Source organism: Pseudooceanicola profundus (assembly GCF_054919315.1).
Genome location: NZ_CM142898.1, coordinates 2,503,366 through 2,522,797, shown reverse-complemented (window position 1 = coordinate 2,522,797; position 19,432 = coordinate 2,503,366). Strand labels below are relative to the sequence as shown.

At 68.2% G+C, this 19,432-nt stretch carries 18 protein-coding genes; 6 read left to right on the top strand and 12 right to left on the bottom strand.

Annotation, left to right across the window (positions count from 1 at the left end):
* Window positions 1–382 precede the first annotated feature (382 nt).
* The 4 genes from ACX9MO_RS11505 to ACX9MO_RS11490 all read right to left on the bottom strand — a co-directional run bounded on the left by ACX9MO_RS11505 (window position 383) and on the right by ACX9MO_RS11490 (window position 4,099).
* Window positions 383–1,321, bottom strand: coding sequence for an MYG1 family protein (locus ACX9MO_RS11505; RefSeq protein WP_462211938.1), 939 nt, complete (start codon window positions 1,319–1,321; stop codon window positions 383–385).
* A gap of 87 nt (window positions 1,322–1,408) precedes the next feature.
* Entirely contained in the window at window positions 1,409–2,128 is a 720-nt protein-coding gene (locus ACX9MO_RS11500; protein ID WP_462211937.1) for an alpha/beta family hydrolase, read from the bottom strand.
* On the bottom strand, window positions 2,128–2,820 hold the full coding sequence (locus ACX9MO_RS11495; RefSeq protein WP_222493428.1) for an ABC transporter ATP-binding protein: 693 nt from the start codon (window positions 2,818–2,820) through the stop codon (window positions 2,128–2,130). The genes ACX9MO_RS11500 and ACX9MO_RS11495 overlap by 1 nt, the downstream gene beginning before the upstream one ends.
* Entirely contained in the window at window positions 2,813–4,099 is a 1,287-nt protein-coding gene (locus ACX9MO_RS11490) for a lipoprotein-releasing ABC transporter permease subunit (RefSeq protein WP_462211936.1), read from the bottom strand. The genes ACX9MO_RS11495 and ACX9MO_RS11490 overlap by 8 nt, the downstream gene beginning before the upstream one ends.
* A 279-nt stretch (window positions 4,100–4,378) precedes the next feature.
* Here ACX9MO_RS11490 and ACX9MO_RS11485 point away from each other — a divergent pair, with 279 nt between their 5' ends.
* Entirely contained in the window at window positions 4,379–4,867 is a 489-nt protein-coding gene (locus ACX9MO_RS11485) for a VOC family protein (protein WP_462211935.1), read from the top strand.
* Window positions 4,868–5,266: 399 nt separating this feature from the next.
* A complete protein-coding gene (locus tag ACX9MO_RS11480) occupies window positions 5,267–6,142 on the top strand; it encodes a branched-chain amino acid aminotransferase (protein WP_462211934.1) in 876 nt (291 codons plus the stop codon).
* A gap of 76 nt (window positions 6,143–6,218) precedes the next feature.
* Here ACX9MO_RS11480 and ACX9MO_RS11475 read toward each other — a convergent pair whose 3' ends face one another.
* Window positions 6,219–6,938: a GNAT family N-acetyltransferase gene (locus tag ACX9MO_RS11475; protein WP_462211933.1), complete on the bottom strand. Its 720-nt coding sequence runs from the start codon at window positions 6,936–6,938 to the stop codon at window positions 6,219–6,221.
* Window positions 6,939–7,118: 180 nt separating this feature from the next.
* Here ACX9MO_RS11475 and ACX9MO_RS11470 point away from each other — a divergent pair, with 180 nt between their 5' ends.
* The 3 genes from ACX9MO_RS11470 to ACX9MO_RS11460 all read left to right on the top strand — a co-directional run bounded on the left by ACX9MO_RS11470 (window position 7,119) and on the right by ACX9MO_RS11460 (window position 8,716).
* Window positions 7,119–7,280 (top strand): hypothetical protein, encoded by a 162-nt coding sequence (locus ACX9MO_RS11470; protein WP_462211932.1) that lies wholly within the window; start codon window positions 7,119–7,121, stop codon window positions 7,278–7,280.
* A gap of 124 nt (window positions 7,281–7,404) precedes the next feature.
* Window positions 7,405–7,884: a hemerythrin domain-containing protein gene (locus tag ACX9MO_RS11465; RefSeq protein WP_222493438.1), complete on the top strand. Its 480-nt coding sequence runs from the start codon at window positions 7,405–7,407 to the stop codon at window positions 7,882–7,884.
* A gap of 199 nt (window positions 7,885–8,083) precedes the next feature.
* Window positions 8,084–8,716, top strand: coding sequence for an MT-A70 family methyltransferase (locus ACX9MO_RS11460; protein ID WP_462211931.1), 633 nt, complete (start codon window positions 8,084–8,086; stop codon window positions 8,714–8,716).
* A gap of 159 nt (window positions 8,717–8,875) precedes the next feature.
* Here ACX9MO_RS11460 and ACX9MO_RS11455 read toward each other — a convergent pair whose 3' ends face one another.
* The 3 genes from ACX9MO_RS11455 to ACX9MO_RS11445 all read right to left on the bottom strand — a co-directional run bounded on the left by ACX9MO_RS11455 (window position 8,876) and on the right by ACX9MO_RS11445 (window position 12,590).
* Window positions 8,876–9,646: a BglII/BstYI family type II restriction endonuclease gene (locus ACX9MO_RS11455; RefSeq protein WP_462211930.1), complete on the bottom strand. Its 771-nt coding sequence runs from the start codon at window positions 9,644–9,646 to the stop codon at window positions 8,876–8,878.
* 108 nt (window positions 9,647–9,754) lie between these two features.
* Window positions 9,755–11,536 carry an aspartate--tRNA ligase gene (gene aspS / locus ACX9MO_RS11450; RefSeq protein WP_222493443.1) on the bottom strand — a complete coding sequence of 594 codons (1,782 nt, stop codon included), beginning with the start codon at window positions 11,534–11,536 and terminating at the stop codon, window positions 9,755–9,757.
* A 313-nt stretch (window positions 11,537–11,849) separates the two neighbouring features.
* Window positions 11,850–12,590 carry a YebC/PmpR family DNA-binding transcriptional regulator gene (locus ACX9MO_RS11445; protein ID WP_462211929.1) on the bottom strand — a complete coding sequence of 247 codons (741 nt, stop codon included), beginning with the start codon at window positions 12,588–12,590 and terminating at the stop codon, window positions 11,850–11,852.
* Window positions 12,591–12,967: 377 nt separating this feature from the next.
* On the opposite strand from ACX9MO_RS11445, the gene ACX9MO_RS11440 reads away from it, so the two are divergent.
* Window positions 12,968–14,743 (top strand): SLC13 family permease, encoded by a 1,776-nt coding sequence (locus ACX9MO_RS11440; RefSeq protein ID WP_462211928.1) that lies wholly within the window; start codon window positions 12,968–12,970, stop codon window positions 14,741–14,743.
* 4 nt (window positions 14,744–14,747) lie between these two features.
* On the opposite strand, the gene ACX9MO_RS11435 is transcribed toward ACX9MO_RS11440, so the two are convergent.
* The 4 genes from ACX9MO_RS11435 to ACX9MO_RS11420 all read right to left on the bottom strand — a co-directional run bounded on the left by ACX9MO_RS11435 (window position 14,748) and on the right by ACX9MO_RS11420 (window position 19,396).
* Window positions 14,748–16,526 (bottom strand): SLC13 family permease, encoded by a 1,779-nt coding sequence (locus ACX9MO_RS11435; RefSeq protein ID WP_462211927.1) that lies wholly within the window; start codon window positions 16,524–16,526, stop codon window positions 14,748–14,750.
* A 214-nt stretch (window positions 16,527–16,740) separates the two neighbouring features.
* Window positions 16,741–17,553, bottom strand: coding sequence for a TIGR00282 family metallophosphoesterase (locus tag ACX9MO_RS11430; protein ID WP_222493449.1), 813 nt, complete (start codon window positions 17,551–17,553; stop codon window positions 16,741–16,743).
* A 115-nt stretch (window positions 17,554–17,668) separates the two neighbouring features.
* A complete protein-coding gene (locus ACX9MO_RS11425) occupies window positions 17,669–18,175 on the bottom strand; it encodes a histidine phosphatase family protein (RefSeq protein ID WP_462211926.1) in 507 nt (168 codons plus the stop codon).
* Between the two features lie 231 nt (window positions 18,176–18,406).
* Window positions 18,407–19,396, bottom strand: a complete 990-nt coding sequence (locus tag ACX9MO_RS11420; RefSeq protein ID WP_222493451.1) for an ABC transporter substrate-binding protein — start codon at window positions 19,394–19,396, stop codon at window positions 18,407–18,409.
* Window positions 19,397–19,432: the final 36 nt, after the last annotated feature.

Below are 19,432 nucleotides of genomic sequence, written 5' to 3'. Positions count from 1 at the left end.
TCCACTGAAGTTCCGCCCGGCCGTGAGGCCGGGCAGCGCCGACCCGCCCCCCGTCGCCATTGGGGCTCGAACCAATGGCGCACCAATGGCGACCGGCGCTATTGCGCCACCCCGCGGGACGGCGCTGCCCTGCGTGGTGGATCGAAAGGTCCTGCCCCATGTTGTGCGGGGCCCACGGGGGCCCGCCCCCCCCGCGGGACCGCGCTGCCCTGCGTGGTGGATCGAGAGGTGGTGCGCGGTCCTAAGTCAGATGTGGGCGCGCTCCGTTCCGATCAGAGCATATGCTGACAACGCTGCGGCAGTCCCCCGCCCCAACAACTCCGCAAAACGAAAAAAGCCGGGCCGCCTCACGCGCCCGGCTCTCCTCATCGCTCACAAGACGTCACTCCGCCTTCGCCGCCTCGGCTTCCGCCTCTGCGACCGCCAGCCGCGCCATTTCCATCACCGCCTCGCGGCTCGAGGCCATGGCGAGGAACCGGCCCTTGTGGCAGAACTTCGCGCCCTTCACGCCCGAGGCCTCTTCCAGCGCCGCATCGGTCAGACCGGCCCATGCGGCGGGCAGGTCCGCGCGCAGCTCGAAGCCCTCGTCGCCCAGCCGGATGCCGCCCAGAGACCAGTCGTCGCCGCGCGGGTTCACCACGAAGAGCAGGTGATCCGCCCCCGCCTTCTCGACGCCGGCGCGGAACGGCATGCCCATGGGCAGTTCGAGGATGCGCCCCTCGCCCGCCGCCTCGATCGAGGCCATGACCATCGACTCGGCCCGCCGCTTGGCGGCCTTGCGGGCGATGGAGGCCTCGACGAAGGAGCGGGCCACCGCGAGCGCCGCGTGGAAGGCCGCGTCATCGGCGCCCGGCGTCGTGTCGTCGAAGACCGGTTTCAGGCTTTCCAGCAGCACCGGCAGGGTCAGCGCGGACAGCGGCCCCGCGACGCCCGCGCTCAGCGCGCCGTTGTCCATCAGGTCGACCGGCAGGACGAAGCCCCGGTCGAAGGAGGCGTGCACGCCGTCGATGTCCTCCTCCGGCACGGCGAGCGCGCGCAGGTAGTCGCGGCCGAAGTGCAGCCAGACGAGGCCGAAGGAGCTGTAGGGCTGGCCATCCTCGCGCAGCGGCGCCTCGCGCTGGTGGTGGTCGAAGATGCCCGCTTCCGCGTCATAGGCCAGACCGACGTCATAGATGATCCGCCCCTCTGCCGGGGTGATCCACGCGGCATCGCGGGTGCGCAGGATGCGCGCCTCCGGATGCAGCCGGGTCAGGATGACCGAGGACAGCAGCTCGTCGGCATGGAAACCGCCGGAGTGGGTGACAAGATGGGTGATGGACATGAAAGCTTCCCGGATGCGATGCGACCCACGGGCCCTAGCATTCCCGGCGGCGCTGCGAAAGCACCCGATCCGGGGGACATGCAGACCTCACGCCCCGGGACCCGCCTCCGGCAGCTGCGCGGCCCAGCCCGCGATCGCCGCGCAGGCCGCGGCGAGGTGGTCCTGCTGGGTCAGGCCGGTCAGCCTCTTGCGCGGTTTCAGGTCGTGCTCGCCGTCCTCGAACCACGTCACGGCAATCTGCGGCGACAGGGCATAGCCGGCGACCTCCTCGCGGGTGCCGAAGGGATCGCGGGTGCCCTGACAGATCAGGGTCGGCACCGCGAGGTCCTCAAGATGCGCGACGCGCAGCTTTTCGGGCTTGCCGGTCGGGTGGAACGGATAGCCGAGACAGAGCAGCCCGGCGACCCGGCCCTGCGCATGCAGGTCACCGGCGATCAGGCTTGCCACGCGGCCGCCCATGGACTTGCCCCCGATGATCAGCGGCCCCTCAGGGGCAAGCGCGTCGATGGCGGCGCGGAATTCCTCCTGCAGCAGGTCCACCTTGGGCGGCGGGCGCTTTGATCCGCCGGTCCGGCGGCTGGACATGTAGGCGAACTCGAACCGCGCCACCCGCAGGCAGCGGGCGGCCAGACCGTCCGCCACCGCGGTCATGAAGGGCGTGTCCATCGCCGCCCCCGCCCCATGGGCCAGCAGCACGGTGGTCCGCCCCGGGCCCGCACCGTCGATCCGGAAGTCAGGCCCCGTGCCAGACTCCGCGTCGGGGCCGGTGTGGGGCGCAGTGTCCGCTGCGGTATCCCGCCCGGTCATCAGCCCCGGGGCCCCGGCACCAGCCGGCCGTCCTCGAGGTAGAGCTGCCGGTCCATCCGGGCGGCAAGATCAAGGTTGTGGGTCGCGATCAGCGCCGAGAGGCCGGTATCGCGCACCAGCGTCATCAGCGCGTCGAACACCCGGTCCGAGGTGGCGGGGTCGAGGTTCCCGGTGGGCTCATCCGCCAGCAGCAGGCGCGGCGCATTGGCGAGCGCCCGGCAGAAGGCCACCCGCTGCTGTTCCCCGCCCGAAAGCGCCGCGGGGCGGTGATCCGCCCGCGCCGCCACGCCCACGCTTTCCAGCAGGCCGCGCGCGCGCTCCTGCGCCAGGCGGGGTGCGGTGCCATTGGCCAGCTGCGGCAGGGTCACGTTCTCCTGCGCCGTGAACTCGGGCAGCAGGTGGTGGAACTGGTAGACGAAGCCCACGTCCTGCCGCCGCGCCGTGGTGCGGCGCCGGTCGGAGAGGCCGGTCATCTCCTCGCCGCCGATCTTGACAGACCCGGCATCCGCCGTGTCCAGCAGCCCCGCGATATGCAGCAGCGTCGACTTGCCCGAGCCCGAGGGCGCCACGAGCGCGACCACCTCGCCCGGTTGCAGCACGAGGTCGACGCCGCGCAGCACCGCGATCTCGTTCGGCTGGCCGGTGTTGTAGGTCTTCTCGATCCCTGTCAGTTCCAGAACCGGTTCACTCATAGCGCAGGGCCTCCACGGGGTTCATCCGGGCGGCGCGGCGCGCGGGGAAGATGGTGACGATGAAGGACAGCCCCAGCGACAGGCCAACGGCCGAGAGCACGTCGTTCAGCTCCAGCTTGGCGGGCACCTGGTAGATGCCGCGGATCGCCGGATCCCAGACCCCGCCCCCCGCGATGTAGTTCACCACGGTGAAGATCTGGTCGATGTAGATCGCGAAGAGGCAGCCCAGCACGACGCCCACCGCGGTGCCGATCAGCCCGGTGAAGGCGCCGCAGATGAAGAAGACCCGCAGGACCGAGCCCTCGGTCAGACCCATGGTACGCAGGATGCCGATGTCGCGGCCCTTGTTCTTCACCAGCATGATCAGGCCCGAAACGATGTTCATCGCCGCGATCAGCACGAGGATCGACATGAGGATGAACATCACGTTGTCCTCCACGTCGAGGGCACGGAGGAAGCCGCCCTGCGCATCGCGCCACGTCCAGAGCAGCGCCTTGTCCCCGGCCGCGGCCAGGAGCGCGGTGTCGAGCTTGTCGACGGTCTCGGGGTCGTCGACCATGACCTCCAGCTCATCGGCCACGCCGTCGCGGTTGAAGAAGGTCTGCGCCTCGGCGAAGGGCATGTAGACCCGCGTCCGATCGATGTCGTAGCGCCCGGCGGTGAAGATGTAGGTGACCTCGTAGACCTTGGTCCGGGGCGAGGTGCCGAAGGCCGTCTTGACCCCGTCGGGCGAAATCAGCTTGACCTTGCCGCCCACGTCCACGCCCAGTTCCCGCGCCACGCCCGAGCCGATCGCGATCCCCTCGCCGAAGCGGGAGAAGTCGCCGCGCGCCTCCAGCGGCTCGGCAATACGCGGCACGGTCGAGAGGTTTTCGGGCGTGATGCCGAAGACCTCGACGCCCGCGTTGCGGCCTCGCACGTTGGCCATCACCTGGCTGCGCACGAGGGGGGCAACGCGGCTGACGCCGGGCACGGCGCGGACGCGCTCGGCCATCTCCTCGTAGTCAGGCAGGGTGCGGTCGACATAGCCGCTCTCGGTGCGGACCCCGGCGGAATAGACTGTCACATGGGCGTTCGCGCCCAGGATCGTATCGACGAATTCCTCGCGGAAGCCAGAGCGCACTGCCAGCGTGGCGATCAGGGCCCAGACGGCCAGCGTGATCCCGATCAGCGAGATCCATGTCATCACGCTAACACCCCCTTCCGAGCGCCGGGCCCGCAGGTAGCGCCAGGCGATCAGCCATTCGAAGGGGGCGAAGGGGGAAACTCTGCTCTGCATCTGGTCCGTGGCTCCGCCGGGTCTGGTGCTTGATCCGGGCGGAAGGTGTCGTCTGCGCACGGGAAGGTCAAGCGCGGGCGGGGCCTTGCAGCCTCAAACCGGCGTCATCGGCGCGGGCCCGCTTCGCGCGGTCCTGCACAGAATAGGTCCGGAATTGCGGAATGGTGCGGCAGACGCGGGGCCCCTACCTTTGCGTCAACACAGGCCGGGACCCTACGGCGAAACGACACGGCCGCGCCCCACGAAGGCGCGCGGGCCCACCCGAGAAAGGACAAGACGATGACTTCCTATACCGCCCCTGCCGGCGCCCGCGTCGGCCACGTCCACCTCAAGGTCTCCGACCTCGACCGCGCGATTGCCTTTTACGGCGACGTGCTGGGGTTCGAACTGCAACAGCGCTACGGCGCCAAGGCCGCCTTCCTGTCGGCCGGGGGCTACCACCACCACATCGGCCTGAACACCTGGCACAGCGAGGGCAGCGAACCGGCGCCGGAGCACTACCCGGGCCTCTTCCACTCCGCCTTCCTCTACCCCACGCGCCGCGACCTCGCGAATGTGCTGAAACAGCTGCGGGCCAAGGGCGTCGCCCTCGACGGTGCCTCGGACCACGGGGTGAGCGAGGCGCTCTACCTCCGCGATCCCGATGGCAACGGGGTGGAGCTCTACTGGGACCGGCCGCAGGCAGACTGGCCCCGGGACGAGGCCGGTGACCTGGTGATGTTCACCCGGCGCCTCGATCTGGACGCGCTTCTGGCCGAGGCTGACTGAAGCCGGGTGGGTTGCGGCCAGACGGCGACCAGACGACGGCCAGACCCCGGCTCGACGCGCCGGTGCGCCCGCCGCCTGCCATGAAACGTTCATCTTGCCGTTACCGGGCCGCCACCGATCCGTCACGAAGAGCCCCTAGCGTGCCGGTGGCCCGCATGCCTCTGCACCGCCCTGCCTGCCCCGCGCTCGTGTCCCCAGCACAAATACGGCAAGGCCCGCAGGTGCTTGCCGGTGATTTCCGGCCACCGCGTCCGGTGGCCCCCGGTCATTCTTGCTGCCGATTTCATCATCGAACGCCCCCGGCCCCGCGCCGGGGGCAATTCGGCCTCCCGCCCGGGGGGCCTTCCCCCTGCCGCCGCCTCTTGTCATAAGGGGCGCGCGACAAGAAGGAGCAAGACGATGGCAGCCGGAACCGGTATCCGCACCTACTACAACGGCACCTGGCACGAAGGCGACGTGCGCGTCCTCGGCGCAAGCGATCACGCGATGTGGCAGGGCTCCAGCGTCTTCGACGGGGCGCGGCTCTTCGACGGTCTGACCCCGGACCTCGCCAAGCACTGCGCCCGGGTGAACCGCTCGGCCGAGTCGATGTGGATCAAGCCCACCGTCGCCCCCGAGGAGATGGTCGAGATCGCGCTGGAAGGCCTGCGCGCCTATCCGAAGGGCGCCGCCGTCTACATCCGCCCGATGTACTGGGCCACCGATGGTGACGAGACCGTTCTGGTGCCCAAGCACACCGAGGATGCCACCGGCTTTGCCATCGCGCTGGAGGAGATCCCCATGGCCCCGGCCGAGGCCGCCACGACCCTGTGCAAGACCTCCTTCCGCCGCCCCGTGCTGGCCGATGCGGTCTGCAACGCCAAGGCCGGTGCGCTCTACCCCAACAACGGGCGGATGCTGCGCGAGGCCCGCGCCCGCGGCTTTGCCAATGCCCTTGTGACCGATGCCATGGGCAACGTGGCCGAAAGCGCCACCGCCAACGTCTTCATGGTGCGCGACGGCGAGGTCTTCACCCCGATCGCCAACGGCACCTTCCTGTCGGGCATCACCCGCGCACGGCATATCGAGAACCTGCGTGCCGATGGCTTCACGGTGACCGAGACCGTCCTGTCCTATGCCGATTTCGAAGCGGCGGACGAGGTCTTCCTCTCGGGCAACCTGAACAAGGTGACCCCGGTCAGTGCCTTCGAGGATCGCCAGTACCAGATCGGCCCGGTGACCAAGCGCGCGCGGGAGCTCTACTGGGACTGGGCGCAGGGTGACCTGAAGGTCTGATCCACGCCCCCGACCGAATGACAGCGGCCCGCGTCTCGCCAGACGCGGGCCGTTTGCGTTTCCCCGGACCTGAGCTTCAGCCCTGAAGCGGATCGCCCGAGACGCGCACGAGGCGGGTCAGATCGCCCAGCCTCTCCTGCTGGCGGCCCTCACCATCGAAGTTCGCGGGCGAGAGCCAGACGTCGTAGGCCTCCTTCAGCGCGGGCCACTGGTCATCGGTGATGGCGAACCACGCGGTGTCACGGCTGCGACCCTTGACGATCAGGTGCTTGCGGAAGGTGCCCTCGTAGCTGAACCCCAGCCGCTGCGCCGCCCGGCGCGAGGGCATGTTCAGCGCATCGCATTTCCACTCATAGCGGCGATAGCCCGCATCGAAGGCCCATTGCATCATCAGCGCCATCGCCTCGGTCGCGGCGCGGGTGCGTTGCAGGGCGGGCGCATAGTGGATGTTGCCGACCTCGATGGACCCGGCCTCGGGCGCGATCCGCAGGTAGGAGGTGACGCCGACGCAGGCTTTCGTCTCAAGCTCCCAGAGCGCGAAGAACTTCGGATCGGTCCCGTCTTCGACCCCGTGCATCCAGCGGTGATAGGCAGCGGCGGAATGGAACGGACCATAGCCCATGTAGTCCCAGATCCAGTCCTGCCCGTCGAACTGGTCATGCAGCAGCGCCGCGTGACGCTCGGCCTGCAGCGGTTCCAGCCGGACGCAGCGGCCCTCCAGCACAAGGTCGGCGGGCGGGGCGAGCGGCACCTGCCAGCCCTCGACGACGGGCCCGCGGGGGCGGTCCTCACGCATTCTCGGCATCCTTCTCTACGGTCTCTCGGGGCCGTCGGGCCTCCGGGTTAGTCTGTCGGGGCCCTCCGGCCCCGGATTTCGCGCCACCTTATCAGCGCCGCAACCGGGCGGAAGAGGCGCCCTCCACCGCGCCCGCAAAAGACGCGATCCCCGGCGCAAATCCTCCCCAATGCCGCCACAATGCGCGCCGATAAGCAGGCTGTCAGATTTAAAGAGGATAATGTTATGAAGCAATTTGGCAGCAACGGCCGTCGCCTTCCCCGTATTGGGATCGACACCGTCATCCTTGCTGCCGGAGCACTCTCGCTGATCTACGCCATCGTGCTGCTCAGCCAGACCTGACCCGGAGCAAGGCCGGCCCGTTCAGAAGACACCGCGGGCAGAATGCCCACGCCGCGCCCTTTATCCGGAACCGAACGCCCCCCTCCTCCGTTGCCCGACAGACAGCAACCGACAGGAGGGGCCCATGCCGTCCATCTACGACGCCATCAAGGAAGACCACGACCGCCATCGCGAGTGGCTGAACACGATCGCCGAAACCTCGGGCGACAGTGACACCCGCCGCGAGGCCTGGGATGCCTTCTACAACGACATCAAGTCCCACTCGGCCGCGGAGGAAGAGACCTTCTACTCCAAGCTGATGGAGGACACCTGGGGCCAGGACGCCGCCCGCCACTCGGTCCATGAGCATGCCGAGATGGACGAGATCCTCGAAGAGCTGCGCGAGATGGACATGTCCTCGCCCGGCTGGCTGACCCGCTTCAAGACCCTCAAGCACGACTACGAACACCATATGGAAGAGGAGGAAGACGAGGTCTTCACCCGCGCCAAGAAGGTGATCGGGGCCGAGCACAATGACGCCTTCGGCAAGAAATTCCTCGACCACAAGGCGACCGAGGAGAAGCTCGTCGAGAAGAAACGCGAAGACGCGCTGCACGACGATTGAGCCATGTCCGACTGGCGCCTCCGGCCTGAACCGGCCGGGGGTGTGCCGTCGCGCGGGGCCGCGCCCCACCGCGCCGGACTTTTCCACTGCTTTTTCGCGCAATCGCGCGTCACGGACGTCCAAGCCGGTTGCCGTGACCGGCGTGTTCCCCTATCGTTCCCGGATGACAGCTTCCCCAAGGCCGGGCTATATCTAGGACATGTCCAGCACCCCCTCTCAAGATTTGCGCGACTTCCTTGGCAAGGATCGGTTCGCCTGCGTCATGGCCGATCCGCCGTGGCGGTTCGCCAACCGGACCGGCAAGGTCGCTCCGGAACACAAGCGGCTGTCGCGCTATCCCACGATGACGCTGGAGGACATCTGTGCCCTGCCGGTCGAGGAGTATCTCGAGGACCGGGCGCATTGCTACATGTGGGTGCCCAATGCCCTGCTGCCCGAAGGGCTTCAGGTGCTCTCCGCCTGGGGGTTCGAGTACAAGTCCAACATAGTCTGGCACAAGATCCGCAAGGACGGCGGCTCGGACGGGCGCGGCGTGGGCTTCTACTTCCGCAACGTGACCGAGCTTCTGCTCTTCGGCACCCGGGGCAAGAACGCCCGCACCCTGCCACCGGGCCGCAGCCAGGTGAACATGCTCCAGACCCGCAAGCGCGAACATTCGCGCAAGCCGGACGAACAGTACGAGCTGATCGAGAGCTGCTCCTGGGGCCCCTACCTCGAACTCTTCGGCCGGGGCGTGCGCGACGGCTGGACGGTCTGGGGCAACCAGGCGGATGCGGATTACAAGCCGAACTGGAAGACCTATTCCTACAACTCGGGCGTGGCGGCGGAATAAACCCGCCCGCGCCGGAGGGCCTCGCGCCGCCCTGCGGGGCGCATGACCCGCGCGTGTTTCAATGCCCCCGCCTCGGCCCCCGCCTCGAGGCCTCCCTCGCAGGGTCCCGTCAGTCCCGTCGGAAAACCCCGCCTTGACGCCCGCCGCGGAGCGCGCGCCTCAGAAGAGCCGCGGCTCCTCCTCCGGGGCCTCCGCGGCCTCGCGCACCGTGCCCTCCGGCAGGCCGATCAGCAGCAGCGGACAGGGATTGCCCACGCCGCGGGCCACCCGGGCCTCCAGTTTGGACCAGTGGGTCGAGGACGGCCCGTACTTGTCCATCACGAAGAACCGCGCAAAGGCCGTGGCGAAGTCATCGCCCTGCGCCTGCGCCTTGGCGACGAAATTGCGCTGCCGGGCGGTGCGCTCCTTCATGCCGTAGGCCAGCAGCCCCTCCTCCGAGGAGATGCCCGCCCGCTTGAGGAAGCCCTCCACCGTGCCCGCCATGGCGGCCTGAAGCGCCGCCCCCCGGGTCACGATGATCCCGACCGAGATGATCGACTGCGCGTGCAGCCGCTGGAAGTTCTCGAGATCCCGGTCAAAGAACGGGTCCTTGTTGTTCCACTCGATCTCCAGCGCCAGCAGCCCCTTGGGCCCGCGGCGAATATGGTCGATCTCGTGGCTGGTGCCATCGCCGACGGGCACGCCGTCCACCGTGGTCTCGATCCGGAAGTTGTGTTTGGCCCACCCGGCAGAGGACAGCTCGCGCCGCATCCGCTGGGTCGATTTCGCCTCGCCCCCGCCCGAGGCGATCAGCTCCGCCGCCGGGATCGACACCCGCATCAGGGCGCCGATCAGCTCCGCCGTCTCGGTGGGGAAATCCACGCTGAGGATCGCCTCGGCGTGGTTCTTGGTCAGAACATCGAACCCGGCATCCCGGAGGGCATCGAACATGGGCTGTCCCCGCGCGTGGTGCAAATCCTGTGAAAAAGGCCGACCCGCGAAATCGGGGCCGGCCTTGAGAGCTTAATCCTCATCTGGCGCAGGACGCCACGGCGCGGATCATTCCTGCGGGATGACCCGCAGGTTCAGTTCCATCAGCTGCTCCGGCGTCGGCTCGGAGGGCGCGCCCATCATCAGGTCCTCGGCCCGCTGGTTCATCGGGAAGAGGATCACCTCACGGATGTTCTGCTCCTCGGCCAGCAGCATGACGACGCGGTCGATGCCGGTGGCGCAGCCGCCGTGCGGGGGGGCGCCGTACTGGAAGGCGTTGACCATGCCGCCGAAGCGCTTGATCACTTCCTCGTTCGGGTAGCCCGCCAGTTCGAAGGCCTTGAACATGATCTCCGGCTTGTGGTTCCGGATCGCGCCCGAGACCAGCTCGTAACCGTTGCAGGCGAGGTCGTACTGGAAGCCCTTGACCTCCAGCGGATCGCCCTGCAGCGCCTCCATGCCACCCTGCGGCATCGAGAAGGGGTTGTGCTCGAAGTCCAGCTTGCCGGTTTCCTCGTCCTTCTCGTAGATCGGGAAGTCCACGATCCAGGCAAAGGCGAACCGGTTCAGATCGGTCAGGCCCAGCTCTTCGCCGATGACGGTCCGGGCCTTGCCCGCGACGGTCTGGAAGGACTTCGGCTTGCCGCCGAGGAAGAAGGCCGCGTCGCCCACGCCGAGGCCCAGTTGCTGGCGGATCGCCTCGGTGCGCTCGGGGCCGATGTTCTTGGCCAGCGGACCGGCGGCTTCCATGCCGTCGGCGCCGTCACGCCAGAAGATGTAGCCCATGCCCGGCAGACCTTCCTTCTGGGCGAAGGCGTTCATGCGGTCACAGAACTTGCGGCTGCCGCCCTTGGGGGCGGGGATGGCGCGGATCTCGGTGCCTTCCTGCTCCAGCAGCTTGGCGAAGATGGCAAAGCCGGAGCCTGCGAAATGCTCGCTCACGACCTGCATCTTGATCGGGTTGCGCAGGTCGGGCTTGTCAGTTCCGTACCAGAGCGCGGCATCGGCATAGGAAATCTGCGGCCAGCTCTCGGGGGCGTCGACGGTCTTGTCGCCGCCGAACTCCTCGAAGACGCCCGCCAGAACCGGCGAGATCGTGTCGAAAACGTCCTGCTGGGTGACGAAGCTCATTTCCATGTCGAGCTGGTAGAAGTCGGTCGGCGAACGGTCGGCGCGCGGGTCCTCGTCGCGGAAGCAGGGCGCGATCTGGAAATACTTGTCGAAGCCCGAGACCATCAGCAGCTGCTTGAACTGCTGCGGCGCCTGCGGCAGCGCGTAGAACTTGCCCGGGTGCAGACGCGAGGGCACGAGGAAGTCGCGCGCGCCTTCCGGCGAGGAGGCGGTGATGATCGGCGTCTGGTACTCGCGGAAGCCCTTGTCCCACATCCGCTTGCGGATCGAGGCGACGACGTCCGAGCGCAGGGTCATGTTCTTCTGCATCACCTCGCGGCGCAGGTCGAGGTAGCGATAGCGCAGCCGGGTCTCTTCCGGGTACTCCTGATCGCCGAAGACCATCAGCGGCAGTTCCTTCGCGGCGCCCAGCACCTCGATGTCGCGGACGAACACCTCGACCTCGCCGGTGGGCAGCTTGGGGTTCACGAGGTCCTCGGCACGGGCTTTCACCTCGCCGTCGATCCGGATGCACCACTCCGAGCGCACCTTCTCCACCTCGGCGAAGACCGGGCTGTCGGGATCGCAGAGGACCTGCGTGGTGCCGTAGTGGTCGCGCAGGTCGATGAAGAGGATGCCGCCGTGATCGCGCACCCGGTGCACCCAGCCCGAAAGGCGGACGGTCTCGCCCACGTTGGCTTTGGTCAGAGCGGCGCAGGTATGGCTGCGAAAGGCGTGCATGGTCTCTTCCTTCGGGATGGCGCGAAACGCGGTTCGGAACAGGGGCCGATACACATGGATGCGCGCGGAAAGTCAAGGATTGGCCCTGCGGGCCAAGCCTCCGGCGGGGATATTTGCGGCAAGAAAAGGTATGGGACCCTGCCTCGGAGGGCGCGGGGACGCCGAAATCGTTTTCTTGCGTCAACGCTCCCCGCCGGAGGCCGCCCGGTCCCTCCGCAGGAGGGGCCGGGCAAAACATCGTGTGCGCCGCAGGCGCGCCGTCGGGTCAGACCCGCCTGCCCCGCGTGGGCGGCGGGCCGGTCCGGGGCAGCCCTCAGAGCTGCTCCATCACCTCGTCGGAGGCTTCGAAGTTCGCGGTGACGCGCTGCACGTCATCGTCATCCTCGAGCGCATCGATCAGCTTCATCAGCTTCTGCATGCCTTCGAGGTCCATGTCCGTGGTGGTGGTCGGCTTCCAGATCAGCTTGGTCGAATCCGATTCGCCCAGCTGTTCCTCCAGCGCGTTGGCCACCGCCGCGAGGTCGGTGTCCGCGCAGTAGACCACGTGCCCGTCCTCGGAGCTTTCCACGTCCTCGGCGCCGGCCTCAATGGCCGCCATCATGACGTCATCGGCATCGCCCACGCTGGCGGGGTAGACCACCTCGCCCTTGCGTTCGAACATGAAGCCGACCGAGCCGGTCTCGCCGAGGTTGCCGCCGTTCTTGGAGAAGGTCGAGCGCACGTTCGAGGCGGTCCGGTTGCGGTTGTCGGTCATCGCCTCGACGATGATCGCCACGCCGTTGGGGCCATAGCCCTCGTAGCGGATTTCCTCGTAGTCGTCGCCGTCGCCCGCCTGCGATTTCTTGATCGCCCGTTCGATCACGTCCTTGGGGACCGAGCTCGACTTGGCTTCCTTCACCGCGAGGCGCAGGCGCGGGTTCTTGTCAGGATCGGGGTCGCCCATCTTGGCGGCCACGGTGATCTCTTTCGAGAGCTTGGAAAAGAGCTTCGACCGGGCGGCGTCCTGCCGCCCCTTGCGGTGCTGGATGTTCGCCCACTTAGAATGGCCCGCCATGGCTGCCCTCCGTCGTCTGTTAGATCTGGTATCAGGATTGTCGTGCAGTTCGCGCGTCCATATCCCATGCGGGGGCCGGCCTGCAATATCCCGCGGGGGTCCGCCGCCCGGGAAGCGCAGGAAACCGGGGATATTCCGCCCTGAAACCACCTGCAGCACGGCTCGGCACCGGTCCTGCCCCCTCGATTGGCCGGGCGACCTGTACCGGACCTAGCGCGCCGCCGCCCGTCTCGACGCCGCCCGGAAGCCCCCTGGACGGGGCCCGCGGGTCTTCCGCCGCCGACGGGGCCACGGGACCGCGGCCCTTGCCCGGCGCCCGGGCCGCGCTACGCTCTGGATGCCGTGCCGCGGGATACGGCTTCACTTTCAGGGCGCCCATGACCTACGAACAGACCACGCTTTTCGCCATCTTCTTCGCCGTCTTCGCCCTGCTGCTCTGGGGCCGCTGGCGCTATGACCTCGTGGCCTTCACCGCGCTCATGGCGGGGGTCGCCCTTGGCGTGGTGCCGGAGGAGGACGCCTTCACCGGCTTCGGCCACGAGGCGACCATCGTCGTGGCCCTCGTCCTCGTGGTCTCGGCCGGGCTGGTGCGCTCCGGCGCGGTCTACCTGATCACCCGGACGCTGGTGGACAGCTCCCGGCGGCTCGGCACCCATATCGCGATCATGGGCGGGATCGGCGGGGTTCTCTCGGCCTTCATGAACAACGTCGCCGCCCTCGCGCTGCTGATGCCAGTGGACATCCAGACCGCGCACAAGGCGGGCCGCTCCCCGGGGCTCAGCCTGATGCCGCTGTCCTTCGCCACGATCCTCGGCGGCATGGCCACGCTGATCGGCACGCCCCCCAACATCATCATCGCCTCCTACCGCGAGAAGGCGCTCGGCGAGTCCTTCCGGATGTTCGACTTCGCCCCGGTGGGCGGGCTCACCGCGCTGGCCGGGCTGGCCTTCGTGGCGCTGATCGGCTGGCGCCTGATCCCGACCCGCGAGGACGCGAGTGCCGCGGGCAGCGGCGACCTCAAGCCCTACGTGGCCGAGCTGACGATCCCCGAGGGCAACAAGCAGATCGGCAAGCGCGTGGCCGAGCTGACCGAGATCGCCGACAAGGCCGACGTGGCCATCATCGGCCTGATCCGCAACGACCGGCGGCTCTACGGCAACGCGCGCCACAACCTGCTTCAGGCAGGCGACGCGCTGGTGCTGGAGGCCACGCCCGGCGCGCTGGAGGAATTCCGCTCCGCGCTTGCGCTGACCTTCTCGGACGAGAAGCGCGAGGAGCTGCTGCGTGCCGATGGCGAGGGGCTCGACATGCTGGAGGTCGTGGTCCCCGCCGAGGCGCGGATCAACGGGCGCACCGCGCAGGAGATCGGGCTGAGCTGGCGCCAGCGGGCCGTCCTGCTGGGCATCTCGCGGCAGGGTCGCCGCATCACCGAACAGGTCCGCAAGACCGAGGTGCAGCCGGGCGACATCCTGCTGTTGCTGGTACCCAAGGACACCGGCCCCGACGTGATCGACTGGCTGGGCTGCCTCACGCTGGCCAGCCGGGGCCTCGCCGTGACGCAGGACCGCATGACGTGGGCGGCCATCGGGCTTTTCGCCGGGGCGGTGGCGATTGCCAGCTTCGGCCTGTTGAGCCTGCCCATTGCGCTTGGCCTCGTGGTGATCAGCTACCTTCTGCTGCGCATCGTGCCGATCAACGAACTCTACGATCACATCGAATGGCCGGTCGTGGTCCTGCTGGGCTCGATGATCCCGCTCGGCTCGGCGCTGGAGGCCTCCGGCGGCACGCAGCTCATCGCCGGTTGGCTGGTGCAGCTGACGCAGGGCTGGCCCGCATGGGCGATCCTGACCGCGCTGATGCTGGTGACGATGACGCTGTCGGACGTGCTGAACAACACCGCCACGACCATCGTCGCGGCCCCGATCGGCATCCAGATGGCGCAGGCACTGGATGTCTCGGCCGATCCCTTCCTGATGGCTGTGGCGGTGGCGGCCTCCTCGGCCTTCCTGACGCCGATCGGGCACAAGAACAACACGTTGATCCTCGGCCCCGGGGGCTATCACTTCGGGGATTACTGGCGCATCGGCCTGCCGCTGGAGATCCTCGTGGTGGCGGTCTCGATCCCGACGATCCTGCTGGTCTGGGGGTTCTGAGCCCTCAGAGCGGCCAGAACACCGGGATCAGCGCCGAGACGATGACCCCCATGGAGAGGTTGAGCGGAATGCCGACCTTCAGGAAGTCCGAGAACTTGTAGCCGCCCGGGCCGTAGACCAGCGTGTTGGTCTGGTAGCCGATGGGCGTGGCGAAGGAGGCGGAGGCCGCGATCATCACCGCCATCACCAGCGGGCGCGGGTCGATGCCCATGGCCTGCGCGAGGCCGATGGCAATGGGCGTCACCACCACGGCGACGGCGTTGTTCGACACCAGTTCCGTCAGCACGGAGGTCAGCAGGTAGATCGCCCAGATCACCACCACGCCGGGCAGGTTCTGCAACAGGGGCGCGATCGCGCTCACGATGAGCTCCACGGCCCCGGAGGCCTCCAGCGCCGCGCCGATGGCCAGCATCGAGAAGATCAGCGCCAGCAGCCGGCCATCGACGAAGGAGAAGGCCTCGTCCGCGTCGATGCAGCGGGTCAGCAGCACGGCGGCCACGGCGAAGACGGCCAGCATCAGGATCGGCGCCACGCCGACGGCGGCAAGGCCTACGATCATGAAGAGCGAGAGGATCGCGATCGGCGCATGGCCGCGGCGGAAGGCCCGGACGTCCGGCTTGGAGACGTCGACCATGTTCATCTCCTGGCTCAGGCGGCGGATGTCGTCCGGCGCGCCTTCCAGCAGCAGCGTGTCGCCCACCCGCACCACGAGGTCGTCGAGCTGCCGGCCGATGTTCTGGTTCCGGCGGTGCACGGCCAGCGGATAGACCCCGAAGCGCCGGCGCAGCCGCATGGAGCCCAGCGTCCGCCCCACCATCTTGCAGTCCGGCGCGATCAGCACCTCCACGGTGGTGGTCTCGATCGCGGCCACCTGGTCAACGCGCTTGAGCCCCTTGTTGCGCTGCAGGCTCAGCAGTTCCGTGATCCGGCTGCGCAGCACGACACGGTCGCCGACCTGCAGGATCACGCCCTGCAGGTTGCGCCGCAGCGAGTCGTCGCCCCGGATCACGTCGATCAGCCGCACGCCCTCGCGCTTGAACAGCTGGACCGAGGTCACCTCGCGACCGATCAGGTTCGATTCCGGCGGGATGACCGCCTCGGTGAAGAACTTCATCTTCGACTTGTCGGACAGCAGGCTGGCCATGCTGTCCCGGTTCGGCAGCAGCCATCGGCCGACGGTCAGCAGGTAGACCATGCCCCAGGCCACGACGATCAGGCCGATGGGCGTCACCTCGAAGATCGAGAAGGGCGCGAGGCCCTGCGCCCGCGCAACGCCGTCCACCAGCAGGTTGGTCGAGGTGCCGATCAGGGTCAGCGTGCCGCCCATGATCGCGCCGTAGCTGAGCGGGATCAGCAGTTTGGACGCCATGATGCCGAGCTTGCGGGACAGTTGCACGAAGACCGGGATCATGACCACCACCACCGGCGTGTTCGACACCACGGCCGAGGCCGCCACGACGAAGGTCATCATCGCCGCGATGGCAAGGCGCGGATGGGTTTCGGCGTATTTCTCGGCGGTCCGGGTGAAGGCATCCAGCGCGCCGGTCCGCACGAGGGCGCCCATCACGATGAACATCGCCGCGATGGTCCATGGCGCGGGATTCGACAGAACGTCCACCGCCGCGTCATAGGGCAGCACGCCCGTGAGCAGCAGGACGCAGACCCCGGCAAGCGCCACGACCTCGGTGGGATAGATTTCCCGCACGAAAAGAACGAACATCGCGCCCACGACCAGCAGCGCGAGGATCGCCTCGCCGTTCTGCGACATCTCGAACAGGTTCATGTCAGACTCCGGCTCCCCTCAGACGGTTCTATTGGGCGAGCCCCCTGTCTTTCAAGCGACCTTTTCAGTGCCGGAAGCATGCAACCTGCGGAGGACGCGGACAAAACGCGGCACGGGGAGGTCTTTGCAGGGGTCGGATGTCGGGCCGCGCAGCGGCCGCCGGCCCCGGAGAGACGGGGCCATGGCCGGGCGCGCGCCCGGCCGGCAGTCCCTGTCACGGCCCGGATTGTTCCAGCCGCCCGCCCTGCCGCACCATGCAGATGCGCGTGGCCTGACCGGTGCGGTCGTCGGTCTCGACATAGACACCCGACAGCGTGGCCTCGCCCGCCGCGGGGGTGAACCGGGACTTGGGCATCCCGGTGATGAAACGCCGCAGGGGTTCGGCCTTCTCCATCCCGATGACGCTGTCGTAGTCGCCGCACATGCCCGCGTCCGACAGCAGCGCCGTGCCGCCGGGCAGGATCTGCGCATCCGCCGTGGGGACATGGGTGTGGGTGCCCACCACGAGGCTCGCCTTGCCGTCGCAGTAGTGGCCCATGGCCATCTTCTCGGAGGTCGCCTCGCAGTGCACGTCCACGATCGAGGCCTGCACCAGCCCGCCGCGCGGGTGGGTCTTCAGCACCGTCTCCATGGCCGAGAAGGGATCGTCGAAGGGCCGCTTCATGAAGACCTGCCCCAGCACCTGTGTCACCAGCACCTTGCGCCCGCCCCGCGCCTCGAAGACGCGGAAGCCCTTGCCGGGGGCGCCCTTGGCGTAGTTCAGGGGCCGGATGATGCGCGGCTCCTTCTCGATGTACTGCAGCATGTCCTTCTGGTCGAAGGCATGGTCGCCCAGCGTCAGGCAGTCCGCGCCCGCGTCCAGAAGCAGCTTGGCGTGGTCCCCGGTCAACCCGGCCCCGTTCGAGGCGTTCTCGCCGTTGACCACCACGAAGTCGAGCCGCCAGTCCTCGCGCAGCTTGGGCAGTCTCTCGACCACCGCGGCGCGGCCGGCCCGGCCCATCACGTCACCTAGAAATAGAAGTCTCATGGCACAGCGTTACGTCGCAGAACCGCCCGGGGCAAGAGCCTCGCGGCCGCTGCCATCGCGTCGCGGGTGCCGTGACCGGCCCGCGACGGCCATGACGGGCATGGAGGCCATCGCCTCACCCGCCCTCTGCCGCCACATGGCGGCGTTCCAGCTGCACCCGGCCCTCGGTGTCACTTTCGAGGATGAACAGATCGCCGTAGTCGACCGGCGGCGGATCCGGCTGCGCCAACGTATCCCAGATCACGGCGAGGTTGTTCTTGTTGCCGACCCAGACCACGCTCCGGCCCGCGCCCCGTCGGATCAGCTCGGCCGTGGGGTCCTCGACGCTGAGGGTCTCAAGCGGCAGCCCGCGGGCCGCGGCCAGCGGGGCGGCCGTCTGCTCGTTGCGGTGAATGCCGGGGGTATAGATCGCATCGACGGGAAGCCCCTCCAGCGCGGTCACCAGCGCGCGGGCCCGGGCCTCACCCTTGTCGGTCAGGACCTCGCCCGCACGGTCGGCGTGGCGCAACACGATGAGCCGGCTGTCGGGCGCCATCCGTTCCCGCCCGGACAGGGCGCAGCCTGCCGCCCCGACTAGCCCGAACCCCGCGGCCATGCGGATGATCCTCCGGCGAGATACCATCGCCCCCTCCCTCGCAACACCGGGGCCACGGCCCCTTTCAAGGCTCGAGGGTAACGCAGGGGCCGCGCGAAAATCCAGTCCTTAGACCCTGATCCGCCGTGGACCGGGGCGGGGCCGCGATCCCCTGCTGTGCCAGACCGCGCGAGGCCGAGGCGGACGGGCACCGGGTCACGCCAACGCAAAACGGGCCGGGAAACCCCGGCCCGTTGCGTCGCCCCGAGGGGGGCGTGATTACTTCAGCGCCTCATCGGTGATGTCGAGCGTGTAGGCGCCTTCCGGGGCCTTCGAGATGACAGGGTCCGAACCGCCGGCCAGCAGCGTGTCGACGGTCCGCTGGTAGTCGTCCACGTCCAGCGCGCCGGTGGAGCCCGCGGTCAGCTTGGCGATCTCGCTCATCATGCGGACCTGGTGCGCTTCGGTCTGGGCGCCGGTCTCATCGTAGTCCAGCACGATCTCTGCCGCGTCGGTCGGGTTTTCCTCGGCCCATTTCCAGCCCTTCATGGAGGCGCGCACGAAGCGGACCATCTTGTCCTTGAAGGCCGGGTCCGAGAGGTTGTCTTCCAGCACGTACATGCCGTCTTCCAGCGTGGCGACGCCCTGATCCTCGTACTTGAAGGTCACCAGTTCATCCTCGGAGACGCCCGCGTCCAGAACCTGGCCATACTCGTTGTAGGTCATGGTCGAGATGCAGTCCGCCTGACGCTGGATCAGCGGATCGACGTTGAAGCCCTGCTTCAGCACGGTCACGCCGTCATCGCCGCCGTCGGTCGAGATGCCTTCCTGGCTCATCCACGACAGGAAGGGATATTCGTTGCCGAAGAACCAGACGCCGATGGTCTTGCCCTTGAAGTCCTGCGGGCCGGTGATGCCGGTGTCCTTCCAGCAGGTCAGCATCAGGCCGGAGGATTTGAACGGCTGCGCGATGTTCACCACCGGCAGGCCCTTTTCACGGGCGGCCAGGGCGGAGGGCATCCAGTTCAGCATCACGTCGGCCCCGCCGCCTGCCAGCACCTGCGGCGGCGCGATGTCGGGGCCGCCGGGCAGGATCGTCACGTCGAGGTCTTCCTCTTCGTAATAGCCCTTCTCCAGCGCCACGTAGTAGCCCGCGAACTGGGCCTGGGTGACCCACTGCAGCTGCAGCTTCACCTCGTCGGCGGCGAAGGCCATGCCCGGCGCGGCCAGGGCGAGCGCCGTCGCGGCACCGGTCAGAAACGTCTTCATCATGTTACTCCCATGGTTGGTCTAGTCCCCCGCTCT

Coding starts and splice junctions, on each gene's coding strand:
- ACX9MO_RS11505 (WP_462211938.1), bottom strand. CDS start 1,321: ATGTCCATCACCCATCTTGTCACCCACTCCGGCGGTTTCCATGCCGAC.
- ACX9MO_RS11480 (WP_462211934.1), top strand. CDS start 5,267: ATGGCAGCCGGAACCGGTATCCGCACCTACTACAACGGCACCTGGCAC.
- ACX9MO_RS11430 (WP_222493449.1), bottom strand. CDS start 17,553: ATGAGACTTCTATTTCTAGGTGACGTGATGGGCCGGGCCGGCCGCGCC.
- ACX9MO_RS11490 (WP_462211936.1), bottom strand. CDS start 4,099: ATGCAGAGCAGAGTTTCCCCCTTCGCCCCCTTCGAATGGCTGATCGCC.
- ACX9MO_RS11470 (WP_462211932.1), top strand. CDS start 7,119: ATGCGCGCCGATAAGCAGGCTGTCAGATTTAAAGAGGATAATGTTATG.
- ACX9MO_RS11425 (WP_462211926.1), bottom strand. CDS start 18,175: ATGGTATCTCGCCGGAGGATCATCCGCATGGCCGCGGGGTTCGGGCTA.
- ACX9MO_RS11465 (WP_222493438.1), top strand. CDS start 7,405: ATGCCGTCCATCTACGACGCCATCAAGGAAGACCACGACCGCCATCGC.
- ACX9MO_RS11440 (WP_462211928.1), top strand. CDS start 12,968: ATGACCTACGAACAGACCACGCTTTTCGCCATCTTCTTCGCCGTCTTC.
- ACX9MO_RS11420 (WP_222493451.1), bottom strand. CDS start 19,396: ATGAAGACGTTTCTGACCGGTGCCGCGACGGCGCTCGCCCTGGCCGCG.
- ACX9MO_RS11460 (WP_462211931.1), top strand. CDS start 8,084: ATGTCCAGCACCCCCTCTCAAGATTTGCGCGACTTCCTTGGCAAGGAT.
- ACX9MO_RS11445 (WP_462211929.1), bottom strand. CDS start 12,590: ATGGCGGGCCATTCTAAGTGGGCGAACATCCAGCACCGCAAGGGGCGG.
- ACX9MO_RS11455 (WP_462211930.1), bottom strand. CDS start 9,646: ATGTTCGATGCCCTCCGGGATGCCGGGTTCGATGTTCTGACCAAGAAC.
- ACX9MO_RS11435 (WP_462211927.1), bottom strand. CDS start 16,526: ATGAACCTGTTCGAGATGTCGCAGAACGGCGAGGCGATCCTCGCGCTG.
- ACX9MO_RS11475 (WP_462211933.1), bottom strand. CDS start 6,938: ATGCGTGAGGACCGCCCCCGCGGGCCCGTCGTCGAGGGCTGGCAGGTG.
- aspS (WP_222493443.1), bottom strand. CDS start 11,536: ATGCACGCCTTTCGCAGCCATACCTGCGCCGCTCTGACCAAAGCCAAC.
- ACX9MO_RS11500 (WP_462211937.1), bottom strand. CDS start 2,128: ATGACCGGGCGGGATACCGCAGCGGACACTGCGCCCCACACCGGCCCC.
- ACX9MO_RS11485 (WP_462211935.1), top strand. CDS start 4,379: ATGACTTCCTATACCGCCCCTGCCGGCGCCCGCGTCGGCCACGTCCAC.
- ACX9MO_RS11495 (WP_222493428.1), bottom strand. CDS start 2,820: ATGAGTGAACCGGTTCTGGAACTGACAGGGATCGAGAAGACCTACAAC.